This is a genomic window from Pedobacter sp. Bi126 (assembly GCF_918698245.1).
GTDB lineage: Bacteria > Bacteroidota > Bacteroidia > Sphingobacteriales > Sphingobacteriaceae > Pedobacter.
In genome coordinates this window covers 107,808-121,606 of the sequence record NZ_CAKKMS010000006.1, presented here as the reverse complement: position 1 = coordinate 121,606, position 13,799 = coordinate 107,808, and the positions used below count along the sequence as shown (strand labels likewise).

Annotated in this window: 7 protein-coding genes; 5 read left to right on the top strand and 2 right to left on the bottom strand. The window is 41.2% G+C overall.

Translation table 11 applies throughout. From position 1 onward, the window contains the following. Positions 1-12: 12 nt before the first annotated feature. The 4 genes from LQ201_RS20735 to LQ201_RS20720 all read left to right on the top strand — a co-directional run bounded on the left by LQ201_RS20735 (position 13) and on the right by LQ201_RS20720 (position 6,822). Positions 13-1,617 (top strand): hypothetical protein, encoded by a 1,605-nt coding sequence (locus LQ201_RS20735; RefSeq protein ID WP_230145274.1) that lies wholly within the window; start codon positions 13-15, stop codon positions 1,615-1,617. A 25-nt stretch (positions 1,618-1,642) separates the two neighbouring features. After that, entirely contained in the window at positions 1,643-2,665 is a 1,023-nt protein-coding gene (locus LQ201_RS20730; RefSeq protein ID WP_230145275.1) for a LacI family DNA-binding transcriptional regulator, read from the top strand. Between the two features lie 166 nt (positions 2,666-2,831). Next, a complete protein-coding gene (locus tag LQ201_RS20725; protein ID WP_230145276.1) occupies positions 2,832-4,286 on the top strand; it encodes a glycosyl hydrolase family 28 protein in 1,455 nt (484 codons plus the stop codon). 622 nt (positions 4,287-4,908) lie between these two features. Next, positions 4,909-6,822 (top strand): glycoside hydrolase family 97 protein, encoded by a 1,914-nt coding sequence (locus tag LQ201_RS20720; protein WP_230145277.1) that lies wholly within the window; start codon positions 4,909-4,911, stop codon positions 6,820-6,822. 65 nt (positions 6,823-6,887) lie between these two features. Here LQ201_RS20720 and LQ201_RS20715 read toward each other — a convergent pair whose 3' ends face one another. Then, positions 6,888-7,322, bottom strand: coding sequence for an SRPBCC domain-containing protein (locus tag LQ201_RS20715; protein WP_230145278.1), 435 nt, complete (start codon positions 7,320-7,322; stop codon positions 6,888-6,890). An 83-nt stretch (positions 7,323-7,405) separates the two neighbouring features. Further along, positions 7,406-9,622, bottom strand: a complete 2,217-nt coding sequence (locus LQ201_RS20710; protein ID WP_230145279.1) for an alpha-N-acetylglucosaminidase — start codon at positions 9,620-9,622, stop codon at positions 7,406-7,408. Between the two features lie 1,002 nt (positions 9,623-10,624). Here LQ201_RS20710 and LQ201_RS20705 point away from each other — a divergent pair. Beyond that, the gene (locus LQ201_RS20705; RefSeq protein WP_230145280.1) at positions 10,625-13,798 is read left to right on the top strand and encodes a SusC/RagA family TonB-linked outer membrane protein; all 3,174 of its coding nucleotides are present in this window, start codon (positions 10,625-10,627) and stop codon (positions 13,796-13,798) included. Position 13,799: the final 1 nt, after the last annotated feature.

Here is a 13,799-nt window from a genome sequence, read left to right as displayed (position 1 = left end):
AAATTAATTTGTATGAACAGAATAATTTTTATCTGCTTTACTTTTTTATTGCTGTGCCAAAACATTTTTGCTGCCGAATGGCAATGGTCTGTTCCAGTAAAGAGCAGTATTTCTTCCGAGACAGGAGAACTGCCAACAGCATTTTTATGGATCCCGCCTGATTGTAAGCAGGTGAGGGGAGTAGTTATAGGGCAGCACAATATGCTCGAAGAAGGGATATTGGAACACAGTGCTTTTAGAAAAAACCTTTCTGCGCTCGGTCTTGCTGAAATCTGGATTACGCCTTCAGTGGATATGGTCTTTAATTTTAGCTCCTCGGCAGTTATTTTCGCAACAATGAAAAACCTGGCAGAAATATCGGGTTACAGTGAACTAGCATTTGCGCCTGTTATACCTATAGGACACTCTGCTGCAGCAAGCTATCCCTGGAATTTTGCAGCTTATAATCCCGATCGGACAATTGCCGTGTTATCCATACATGGAGATGCACCATTAACCAATATGACTGGTAGCGGTAAGCCCAATCCAGACTGGGAGGGAAGGAACCAAAACGGGATCCCCGGACTTTTGGTAATGGGTGAAGATGAATGGCTTGAGGGGCGGATTACCCCGGCTATGAAATATAGAAAAGATAATCCTGATGCTCCCATTGCGTTTCTATGTGATGCTGGTCATGGTCACTTTGACTATTCAGATGAACTGATAGCCTACCTTAATCTGTTTATCTCTAAAGCTGTAAAAAATCGGCTCCCCAAGAGCACACCTTTAAACACGTTCCCGATACTTTCTGCCATAGACCCCAAAAAAGGATGGCTGGTTGATAGATGGAGAAGGGATAGCTTGCCAAATGCCCTTTCTGCATCCTACAATGATTATATGGGAAACAAAGCGGAGGCCGGATGGGCATTTGATGGGCGGATGGCAAAGTTAACCGAGCATCAGTATAAAGCTGCGCGGGCTAAAATAAAACGGTCAATTGGATTCACCCAGCATGGCAAACTTTTGCCTCCCGCAGGCTTTGCTGGCTTCAGACCTGTTTTTGAACCCTTAGCGGATGGGATCACCTTTCATGTTTCAGCAATAAATACAGATACCACAACCCACGCAATTGATGTGCTTTACCGTCCTGAAGAGAAAATCGTGATCTCCAGGATCTGCGGCCCGGTCAGGAAAATCAATGACTCTACATTTCGGGTATCTTTTTACCGAATGGGATTTAATAATACCAAGCGGAGCAACGATATCTGGTTAATGGCCAGTCAGAAAGGAGATGCTAAATATCGCTCGTCGGTACAACAGGCAAATATGAAGATTCCCCTTTCTAATCTGAAAGGAACTCCACAGAAAATTATTTTTCCGGAAATCCGAGACCAGAAAAAATCTGTAAAATTCCTGAAACTCATTGGCCATTCTGATGCCGGACTACCCTTACAGTATTTCGTAAAGGAAGGGCCTGCAGAAATCGTAGATGGCAAACTTTATTTTACGACGATCCCACCCAAGAGCAGGTTGCCTATAAAGGTTACCCTGGTGGCATGGCAATATGGGTATAATACTCTGGCGCGCCAGATCCAATCGGCTGTTCCCATGCAAAGGACATTTTCGATAACCAACTGATCGGTCAATCAATCCAATTCCGGTAATGATAAAAAAGATCTCCATTGGCGATATAGCTACTGCCCTGAATATTTCAAAGTCAACGATTTCCTTCATTATCAATGGCAAAGCCAAAGAGAAACGCATAAGTTCGGCCTTAACCGAAAAAGTGCTGCAATATGTTGATGAAAACGGATATAAACCAAGCCGCCTGGCCCAGAGCCTGAGTACTGGTAAAACAATGATTATTGGCCTGATGGTAGAAAAGATCTCCGATTATTTTTTTGCCCAGATGGCCTATCATATTGAGGAAATTGCCTATCAAAACGGATATAAAATATTTTACTGTAGTACCGATAATGATCCGGATAAAACCAGGGAACTTATCCAGCTTTTCAGAGACCGCAATGTAGATGGTTACATCATAACTCCTCCGGCCGGGATGGAAAAAGAAATACAGTCCCTTATTGATGAGGGATCTCCGGTTGTATTGTTCGATAGGTATTATCCGGATATTGAATCAAGCTATGTGATTCTTGATAATTTCCAAGCCAGTTATAATGCTTCGAAATATCTGGCAGACAATGCTTTTGCCCATATTGCATTCATTACACTGGAGAGTGACCAGAGCCAGATGGAAGATAGGAAACAGGGTTACGCTAAAGCAATGGCTGAGCACGGGCTGGAAGTTATTATAGAAAAAATACCTTATGGAAATGATCCTGCCCAAACGGTTAAGCAACTTGTTCGGTTTCTCAGGCAGAACAAAAGAGTCGACGCTGTTTATTTCGCTACCAATTACCTGGCTTTTAGTGGTGTGAAGGCGATTAACCAGCTTGGATATAAGATCCCAGGTACAATGGCTATTATCGCATTTGATGACCATCAGGTTTTTGATTTTTATGAACCTACCATAACTGCAGTTGCTCAGCCTATATCTGAACTCGCACGGCAGTCGATCAGGGTGCTGCTCAGCATGCTCAACAAACCATTGGAAGAGAGGGCCGTCCAAAAAGTGATCGTTCCGGCACATTTCATTGTCAGGAATTCAACTGTTAGACTGTTATAAAATGTGATGAAAATCATCTGGCAAATAATGAGTATGGAAGGCTGAGTGGAGTGTCTTATGATGGAAAAGGGCAGAGTTTTGCGGTCTGGTCCATCAAGGCCTGAAACACGTTTTGCCATCATCAAGACCAGTAATATCTGGCCTAATTACATCGTACAGCCAATTTATGAAGAATTTATTTCGCATCACAGGATGTTTTATTGCCATAGGTTTAATCCTATCGGGTACACAATCTTTAACTGCACAGACCAAGCCGATTTTAAAAGCATATCCTGCACCACCATCGGTTCAGCAGAATACCGATTTTACGGTTAAGGTACGCCAGCCCGGTCAGTCCTGGCAGGATCTCCCTGAATATGCCGTTATGGTAGACCGCGTAAAGGGATTGGACCATTCAGTAGAAAAAGCGTCTATGGCCTATTTTGACTTTTCAGGAGAAGTAGAGGTTTCTGTAAGATTCAATAAGGGAACAATCAGCACCTCGCGGATACGTCCGCTTTCCTATAATATTCCGCATACAGTATCGGGGAGCACAATAACCTTTAAACTGGCAAAGCCTGCTAATCTTTCTGTTGAGGTGAACGGTGATCTCTTTCATAACCTTCACCTCTTTGCAAATCCGGTAGAGGCTTTCATTCCAGACAGTACCGATAAAAATGTTGTTTTTTTTGGGCCGGGCTTACATGAGATCCCCGGAGGAAAATTAAACGTGCAATCAGGAAAAACGGTATATGTTGCAGGTGGCGCTGTACTTAAAGGCCAGATCCTGATCGATAAAGTCGAAAATGTTAAGGTTCTCGGGAGGGGAATGATCGATCACTCCATTAAAGGCGCTGTAAGGATTGCGAATTCCAAAAATGTCGAAATAGAGGGACTGTTCGGTACACAGTGTTTTACAGGAGGGTCGGACAATGTGACCATACGCAACTTTAAGTGCATGAGTTACTACAAATGGGGCGACGGCATGAATGTTATTTCAAGCAACAACGTGCTCATTGATGGCGTTTTCAACCGTAATTCTGACGATTGCACCACTGTATACGGTACCCGTTTGGGATTTACCGGAGGCTGTAAAAATGTTACCATGCGTAATTCTACCCTTTGGGCCGATGTTGCCCATCCCATTCTGGTTGGAACCCATGGAAATACACCCAAGCCTGAAGTGCTGGAAGACCTGAGCTATATCAATATCGACATCCTTGACCATAAGGAGCAACAGGTCGATTATCAGGGCTGTCTGAGCCTCAACGCCGGTGACAGTAATCTTATTCGCAATGTCCGTTTCGAGAATATCAGGGTTGAGGATTTTAGGGAAGGCCAGTTGGTGAATATCAGAGTGTTTTTTAATGCCAAATATTGCACTTCTCCTGGCCGCGGTATTGAGCATGTTTTATTTAAAAATGTAAGCTACGATGGTACAAAGGCAAAACCGTCAATCATTTTAGGTTATGACGAACAGAGAAAGGTTAGCAACATTGTATTTGAAGACCTGAGAATAAACGGGATATTATTTTCTGACAATATGCCAAGTAAGCCGGCCTGGTTTAAGACCTCAGATATGGCTAATATGTTTGTAGGCGACCATGTCGATGGTGTGGTTTTCCGCAGGACAGGAAAGTAGCTGATACGCTCCTTATCGTTTGGCAATATCCTTGAAAACATGCATTTACATGAACATTTATAATGTATATCTTTCAGTAAACTAATGAACCTGATCCGTCGTCCTGAATTTACCCGTTGTTTTTAGTAAAAAACGGCTCTGGACAAAATCAGCTGATTTCCTAAATCGATTTAAGTGTGATCCTAAGTAAGGAGAGCATGTTTTTTCTTTAGAACGGATTTAGTTTTCAGCTTGTATTTTGTCGGTTTTGTACAAAATATAGTCTATTTAGTATAACGCTTAGAAAGCGGCTTTATATAACTTTGTTATAATACCGACAGGTGACCTCGAGATTGGAAAATAGCATCTTCCTTGATTCAGTAATATGGTAACGGTATAAAATATAACCAGTATAAACCAGACATAAAAGAGCAGCATGTTATAGAACGCTGAATTTTTTGTCATAGATAAGCTAATGAACTTTCATTTAGTTTAACATAAATTATGAGGCAATACCAAATCAGGAATGGAAAAAATCAATACGGAATTTCGGGAATCTCTTTTCTTGACAATGGAAGAGCGAAATAGCGTTAACAGATAAATATTTCAACTTTAGCAACACTTTTATAAAAATAAAAAACAAATGAAAAGTCTTTTTTTAGCACTGAGCCTTATTTTCAGTTCAGTTGGGTATGCCCAGCAAATTCTATCGCCCAATAAAAAAATTAAAGTAGTTGTAGAAATGCAACAAGCTGGTCAGGGAGGTTCAGGTCAGGTACATTTTAAAGTGCTTTATAAAAAAGGAAGTGCTTATATTGAAGTGCTGCCCAGCTCACCGTTAGGCATTTCAAGGGAAGATCAGCAGTTCGCATCAAATCTCAGGCTTATTGGAGAAGGTAAGGCCGTTGCTGTTCATGACAAATATGAAATGCTGACTGGAAAGCGAAAATTCTGCGAAAATTTTGGTACTGAAAAAACATTCAGTTATAAGAATCCATCCGATCAGCCCCTGGATATCACTTTTAAAGTTTATAACGACGGGGTTGCGTTCAGGTATAGCTTTCCCAATCGCAAGGACTCTGGTTTCTCCATTATAGATGAAACTACAGCCTATGTAGTTCCTATAGGCAGCGAAAGATGGATGCAGCCATATAATCAAGCTTATGAGGATTTTTTTCCTTTTTCTACCACAGGAACCAACGAAAAAAACAATAGTGACTGGGGGTATCCGGCATTATATAAAGTTAACAGTCAGCCATTATGGGTGTTAATTTCTGAGGCGGGCATCAGCAAAGAAAATTGCGCAGCCCGGCTTAACAATAAAGAAAACAAAAACGTATACAAGGTAACCTATCCTTCGGCCAAAAAGAAGCTGCTGGGCGGAGCTGTTTCCAGTCTTCCCTGGAAATCGCAGTGGCATGTGATGATCATTGGGGAGTTGGCCGATCTGGTAGAGAGTACATTGATTACCGATGTGAGTGAGGCTACTGCCTTTAAAGACACCAAATGGATTGAACCAGGTAGTGCAGCCTGGGTATATTGGGCATATAATCACGGATCAAAGGACTATAAGAAAGTGATTGAATACATAGACCTTGCCGTAAAAATGCACTGGCCATATGTACTGATTGACTGGGAATGGGACGTAATGTCAAATGGAGGAAAGGTGGAAGATGCCTTGGGCTATGCAAAGCGCAAAGGCATCAAGACGCTTTTATGGTACAATTCCGGTACAGATTGGCTTGGTGCGACTCCGGTAGACAGGCTGTTGACAAAAGAGAAAAGAGATAAAGAATTTTCGTGGCTGAGAAGTATTGGGGTTTCAGGCATCAAGGTCGATTTTTTTGCGGGAGACCAGCAGGATATGATGAAATATTACATAGATATTCTGGAAGATGCTGCAAAATACCATTTACTGGTTAACTTTCACGGCGCTACCGTACCACGCGGCTGGGCCCGTACTTACCCTAACTTAATGACTACCGAAGCAGTTTACGGGGCAGAATGGTATAACAATAACTCAATTTTAACGGACAAAGCTGCTGCACATAATACCACGCTTCCATTTACCCGTAATATAATCGGTTCTATGGATTACACGCCGGTAACGTTTTCAGATTCGCAGCATGAGCACAAAACATCCTTTGCACACGAACTGGCATTGGCAGTGGTATTTGAGTCTGGTTTACAACATTTTGCAGACAGGCCATCTGCCTATTATAATTTATCAGCTGGACCACAGAATTTTCTAAAAGATTTTCCCACAACCTGGGATGAAACCAAACTAATCGAGGGCTATCCCGGTGAAATGATCGTTATTGCACGAAGAAAAGGAAAGCTCTGGTATGTAGCCGGACTTAATGGAAAAGACACACCACAAACACTCGATCTAAATTTGAAATTTTTGGGCAATTCAGATTATTCTCTCCAGTTATTTAAAGATGGAGCAGATACGAAATCGATTACCAGCGAAACCAAAAGCATCAAAAAATCGGGTATATTGCAAATTCAATGCTTGCCCAGAGGCGGCTTTGCAGGAGTAGTCAGCAGCTTGTAAGGTCCAAACCTGGATACTTGATAGGAATTGAAAAGTTAAGGTATTGAGTTTATCTGGCAAGTAAATTATATTTGACGGTTTTCTGTTTGTTGCTTGATGAGTTCAACTGTTGGCCCCCAATATAGCTCCAAGTGCTTACGGATCACTTCGTCAGGGAAATTGCGAATGGTAAGCTCAAGCTTGGTCTGTTTATCTTTAAATGTCAAATTAAATTCCAATATACAATAGCTTTCTTCGGTATCAGGTAAATTAGAGAGCGAACTTAAAAAACTATAACAGAGTTTGCTGCAAGGATCCAGTTCGAGGATTGTTCCTGAATTGATGAACTGGATCCCATGCAGATTCCCGCTTGTGATTATTGCGCTACCGACTTTCCAATCCGTCTGTATTTCAATAGGGCTATCATATGTCCATTCCTGAATAAACTCAGGGATAGTAAGGCTATCCCATACCGCATGTATTGGAGCAGTGATAAACACGGTTTTTTGTAGTATATCCATCGTCACAAAAGTACAATATTTTCAGGCTGATGACACGGGGTTCTTACCCTGCAGGAACCTGCAAGTGCCCTATTAATGATAGCCTAGTGATACTGATGCGCTTTCTCAATTATGCTTCTGTATTTTTTATGCATCTCAATGGCTATACTTACTGAACTGCCAACCGTTTTTAGGGGATAATCTTTCCTTTGGTTTACCCAGCCCCATTCCCAGGCACTTACCTCTCTGTTAAACTGTTTGATATCGATTTCTTTTTGATTGTCGATGGCCTTTGATGCATATCTGAAAAAAAGCGCCCATCTCGGTTTGTAAAAATCACTGAACAATCCACTCCATTGTCTGCAGGCATATTCGTTTAACGGACTTTTTTCATCACCCCATAGGGTAATTAAATCTTTCGCGTTCATTTCGTAAAGTGCTTTTTCAGCTGGATTGTTTCCCCATGTTCTTGCCTGCTCAACCCACGGACCAAGCATAAAATCTTTTCGGGTAGCTAATAGTTTGTCCATATCGTCAATAAGCTGAAGAAATTTTTGGCTTTCTGCTTTAAAGGTAACCATATCCTTTTTTTTGTAGGCGGTTACAAAATTTCGCTGTAAGGGCAGGGCATAATTTGCCATGGCCTGTCGGGTTACGTCCACTATGTCGTATTGAAAACCATCACTACTACCGCAGGTAGGCGCTGCCTTTATGAGCTCATCCCAGGCTGGTAATAGGTCCCGCTCATGGTAATTTAAGGTCGTTTTGGCCCAGCGGGTCAGTGAATCAAGTGTGGGACGTGCCTGAATAATGGATTCTGCACCATCTCTGATGTATTTATCCTGGGGTACATTATAAACTGTTTTTCTTAAAATTTCCCATGCCTTTTGGGCATTGGGATTGTTTTTTCCGTATCTGTTAAAAACAAAATTAGGCAGCCATGTTTTTAGGTCTATCGGTTTCGATTGCCAAACATTGGCCATCATCAACTCGTATAATACCGGGTTTTGTTCAATGCCTTCCATTGTAAGGCCAATACCTTTCATCTTGCCACTTTGCGGATCGTTCAAGGCTTTTGCAGGTGCGGTGGCAATTACGTCCATCCGTCCAAAAAGATTGGTATTTCCGCCAAAATTGTGCAGCATATTCCAGATCCAGGGTTTTCCATAAAAACCCGAAGTGCGTTTCCATACCGGTTCTATTTCTGTGGCCAGGTCTAACAATATCATCTTGTCGTTGGGTACGGCTTTTAAAAGGGCTTCTGTTTGGGGCTCTTTCCAAAATTTTCTATCACTATAAAATAGCCAGCCCTGCATCACCCAAATAGCCTTGGGGTCTGCCTGCGACATCCCGTCATAAATTCTTGCGCTCAGTTTACCTAAAAAATCAGGTGCTGATGATGGTGGTTCATTTTCGTTAAAGGTATCGGCAGAGTAGAGGTGATCGGTACCCAGCAACGCGGTCTGTTTCTGTAAAAACTTTTTTCCGATAGCGGCGAACATAGGATCTTCAGAATCGAGGATATAAGTGTCTGCGAAACCATTGGTCCAGTTGGTAGCCTTCAGTTTCGCATTTGGAAATTTCTTTTTAAACGCTGCTGGTACATGCCCTGTAAATGCAGGTAGAACCGGTTTCATGCCAAGAGAACGCTGCCTGGCCAAGATTTTCTTTTGCAGTTCGAAGTGGCTTTTCATCCAGTCCAATGGCAGGGGACCACCCCAACCATCTATATTTCCCATCCAGAACCACGAAAAATAGGCTGGTCCGGTAAAGAAATCCTTCAGATCGTTATCACTAAAACCCATTTCTTTATACAAAAGATACCAGGTATATTCTTCTCCGGTAATAGCCAAGGGCATATTAATGCCATGGAGTGCCATCCAGTCTATTTCTTTTTCCCACCTGGCCCAATCCCACCAGCTCATGCTGTAATTAAAAGTGCAGTAGTTAAGGTAATAGCGGTACTCGTAAGGTGTAGATTTCCTTACTTTATTTTTAACCACCGGTAGGTTTTGTGGCAATTTAAGGTTAACGCCGTTCCAGGTTATCTGGCAATGGACGTATTCCGTTAAATAATAATAAAAAGCCGAAGCAATAGCTACGCCGCTGCTACCTCTTAAAATGATGGTGTTTTTTTTGCTTTCAATTTCAAAGACATCCATGCCGTTTTCAGAAACGATGCTTTGGATTAAAAAAAGCTGATGCTGTTTGGGCAGAACCCTTTTGATCAGTTCAGCTGATGAAGAAAGATAAGCTTGCGCCCTTGTTTTAGCAGATGCCATTATCAAAAATGCAGCAAGAAAGTATATTTTATATTTCATCTGTTTGTTTTATTTTGAAGGATAATCGCGGCTTTTGATATCCTGATATACAATAAAATTATTAGCAGTTCAATATACAGATAATAAATAATGGGGCAGGTATAGCTGGCTCCATAATATATATTTAGCCATTATCTGCTTTAGTTATTGTGGTGCCATTTTTTGTTTACAGGAATCTGAGCAATCGTTATAAAGATAAGCCTATAGTTTTTTTCTCTTGTGATGATTTATTTAAGCTTATTTCTGTATATATATCTACAAAAACTTTGGGCAAGGGTTAAACGACATTTTTGTCTGCTACATATGTAAATATAGGTTCGCTAAATGGAAAACAGCGTGACGCATAATAGCTAAAAGACGATACACATTGGATTTATGCCCTACCCATATGCTAATATAGATAAGACAATTGTGTTTAAAATAAAATGGATGTTATCACTTTAATGCCTTTTTTGATGCATACAGGCACTTTCTACACCACTTAAACAAACTGGGTATAAATTTAAACAATTGTGCTATCCTTAAAATTATAGTTGTCTTAGCTTCGAATACTCAATACAGGTAAACCAATACCTTTCCGTTCGAACATGATGCTGATGTAAGTACAAACTAATACTTACACGACTAGTGCTTAACGCTGATCTTAAATCTCAGTGTGATGCCAAAGGCAGATTGTTCAATGATCAGGAAAGCTAAATTGGTTTTTACAGTAAGGGGCTAACCAAATAAATATGAACCAAACTGAACAAACGCTCATGAAAGCACCTGGTTAAATCCAAATCGATCTCACACCGATACAGATTGAATCCGTTCAATAGTATCGAATATTAATCCTAACCAAAATAAACCAAATTTTATGACTAAAAACTACTACTACTTCAAAGAGGGGTTACTCCGCTCTACGCGAACTAAAACAATTGAAAAATCTGTTTTGGTGATCCTAACTAACTAGGACTGGCATACAATTATCCAAATCTATTTCTCTTTAAATGATTTTAAATAATGGAAAAAATAACCAATATGGGTAATGATGCGCGCTCCAGATATAGGGGAGCAAAGCAGTTATTACTCGTGATGTATTTAACACTGATTATCTCTGCACTGTTGATTGATACAGCTGCCGCACAACAACGGCGAAAAATAACCGGGACGGTAGTTGATGAACAAAAGCAGCTATTAATAGGAGTTACTATTACTGTAAAAGGTACTAATTCTAAAGTGCAAACTGGCACAAATGGAGAATTTGCTATAGAGGTGCCTGCTGATCGGCAGACGCTTACCGTTGCATATATAGGAATGAAAACTCAGGATGTGAGTATTGCCGGCAAAAATACGGTAAACATAACCATGAAATCCAACGCTGATCAATTGGGCGATGTAGTGATTGTAGGGTACGGCGTTCAAAAGAAACAGAGTGTTGTTGGTGCAATTACACAAACCACAAGTGAAGTACTGGAACGAACAGGTGGTGTATCTAGTTTAGGTGCAGCATTAACTGGAAATTTGCCTGGGGTAATTACTACCGCCAGCACTGGAATGCCAGGGGATGAAGATCCTCAGATTCTTATTCGGGGCCGAAGTACCTGGAACAATGCCAGTCCGCTTATTTTAGTAGATGGCGTTGAACGATCGATAAATAACATCGATATCAGCTCTGTAGCCTCAGTATCTGTACTTAAAGATGCTTCAGCCACTGCGGTATTTGGGGTAAAAGGAGCAAACGGCGTAATCTTGATTACCACCAAAAGGGGGCGAGAAGGGAAGGCAGAAATCAGAGCAGCTGCTAATACAGTTGTTAAATCTGCATCTAAATTGCCAGGTAAGCTCGACTCGTATGATATGTTCCAGGTGCGTAACCGAACAATCGAATACGAATTAGCACTCGCTCCGGGCGCCTGGAGTTCGTATCTTCCTGAAGCTGTGATGCAAAAATACCGCTCACCTGCCAATCTCGAAGAAGCTGAACGTTATCCAAACGTAGACTGGGTAAATACATTGTTTAGAGACAATGCAATGTCTTACAATGCCAATCTTAATGTAAGCGGTGGAACATCGTTTGTGAAGTATTTTTCGTCTGTTGATTACCTTGATGAAGGAGATTTATTCAGAAGGTTTGGTAACGATCGCGGTTATAGCGGTGGCTACAGTTTCAAAAGATTGAACGTAAGAAGCAACTTAGATTTTCAATTAACACCATCAACGGTATTCAGAACAAATATCTCTGGTTCAAGAGGTACATCAGAGCGCCCATGGATTGATGTTAACCCTTACAACACTTGGACAGCTGCTTATTCTGCGGCACCAAATCTCTATCTCCCAGTTTATTCGGATGGCACATGGGGATATTACAAACCCAATGAACAACAAAGTTTAAACTCTGTTAGGATTTTATCTACCAGTGGTCTTCAAACGACCACAACTTCCCGCATCACCACAGATTTTACCTTAGATCAAAGCTTAAATTCTCTTGTTAAGGGCTTGAGCTTAAAAGGAACCCTTTCTATCGATAATACATTTATCGAAGCTGGTCGTGGAATTGATGACCGGAATAATGGAACATTAAGTAAATACATCGACCCTGAAACAGGAGTAGTAAGTTATTCACAAACCAAAGATGCGGCAACAGAGCTTGAATGGAGGGAAAGTGTAAGATGGGCAAGCCGGGCAGGCGACGTTAGCGATGGCGCAACCTACCGCAGAATGTTTTCTCAGATGCAGATCAATTATGCCCGAACCATTGCTCAAAATCATAATTTAACAGCTATGGGGCTTTGGAGCAGAGATAATACCGCTACGGGAAGTATTATCCCTTCTTACCGTGAAGACTGGGTTTTCCGTACCACGTACAATTATGCAGGTAAGTATAGTGTAGAATATAATGGAGCTTATAATGGTTCTGAGCGATTTGCGCCTGCCTATCGGTTTGATTTCTTTTCTTCTGGAGGACTTGGATGGATGATCTCTGAAGAAAAATTCATGAAACCGATCAAATTCATCAATTCATTGAAATTACGTGGATCGTATGGTGAAATTGGTGATGATGGTGGTTCTCCTAGGTTTGCCTTCTTGACGAACTGGGCATTTGGAGGCACTACGCCACTGGGTACTACTGGTGAAGCTGCAGAAAATAGCCCTTACAACTGGTATAGGGAAACTTCGGTAGGTAATCCAAACGTACGTTGGGAAAAGGTTGTAAAGAAGAACATTGCGCTTGATTTTGGGTTTTTTGGAAACATGATCTCTGGAAGTGTAGATTTCTTCCAGGACGACAGGAGTGATATCCTTACCAACACTCGTGCTGTTCCAAGTTACTATGGTGCCACACCACCTACATTTAACGTTGGGAAAGTGAAATCAAGAGGATTTGAAATAGATCTTCGTTTTACTAAGAAAATCAACAATAACCTTACCTTATGGAGCAACATTAATTATACTCATGCTAAGAACAAAGTTGTTTATGCTGATGTTGCCGGATTGTTGCCGTTATATGCCAAGCCTCTTGATAAACAGATTGGACAGGCTTATTCTTATGTGAGCGCTGGTTATTACAATACTTGGGATCAGCTTTATGGAAGTACCATGCACAATGCCAATGACCAATTGAAAATCCCAGGAAACTATCATCTGGTAGATTACAATGCTGATGGGATAATTGATGCGAATGATAACATTCCTTATGGTTATTCTGGTGCTCCTGAAAACACCTACAATGCCACTATAGGTTTTGAATGGAAAGGATTTAGCGCATTTGCTCAGTTTTACGGTGTGAACAATGTTACCCGCCAGGTAGTGCTTGGATCTTTTTCAGGAAAGAATACAGTTGCCTATGATGAAGGAAGTTATTGGTCAAAAGACAATACAAACCCTGATGGCCCGATGCCGCGTTGGGAAACAACGCCAGCGGGTTTTTACACAGGAGACAGGTACTTTTATGATGCTTCTTACCTGCGTTTAAAAAATGCTGAGGTTGCTTACACTTTTAGGCAAGATTGGGTTAAAAAAGCAGGAATCTCAAGTATACGTATATTCCTAAATGGAAACAATTTACACGTATGGACTAAGATGCCGGATGACCGTGAAGCAAATTATCAAAGCGCTGGTGGACAGGGATGGGCCTCACAGGGTGCTTATCCTACTGTAAAGCGGTATAATCTAGGCGCTAATTTCATCTTCTAAA

Coding starts and splice junctions, on each gene's coding strand:
- LQ201_RS20725 (WP_230145276.1), top strand. CDS start 2,832: ATGAAGAATTTATTTCGCATCACAGGATGTTTTATTGCCATAGGTTTA.
- LQ201_RS20735 (WP_230145274.1), top strand. CDS start 13: ATGAACAGAATAATTTTTATCTGCTTTACTTTTTTATTGCTGTGCCAA.
- LQ201_RS20720 (WP_230145277.1), top strand. CDS start 4,909: ATGAAAAGTCTTTTTTTAGCACTGAGCCTTATTTTCAGTTCAGTTGGG.
- LQ201_RS20730 (WP_230145275.1), top strand. CDS start 1,643: ATGATAAAAAAGATCTCCATTGGCGATATAGCTACTGCCCTGAATATT.
- LQ201_RS20705 (WP_230145280.1), top strand. CDS start 10,625: ATGGAAAAAATAACCAATATGGGTAATGATGCGCGCTCCAGATATAGG.
- LQ201_RS20715 (WP_230145278.1), bottom strand. CDS start 7,322: ATGGATATACTACAAAAAACCGTGTTTATCACTGCTCCAATACATGCG.
- LQ201_RS20710 (WP_230145279.1), bottom strand. CDS start 9,622: ATGAAATATAAAATATACTTTCTTGCTGCATTTTTGATAATGGCATCT.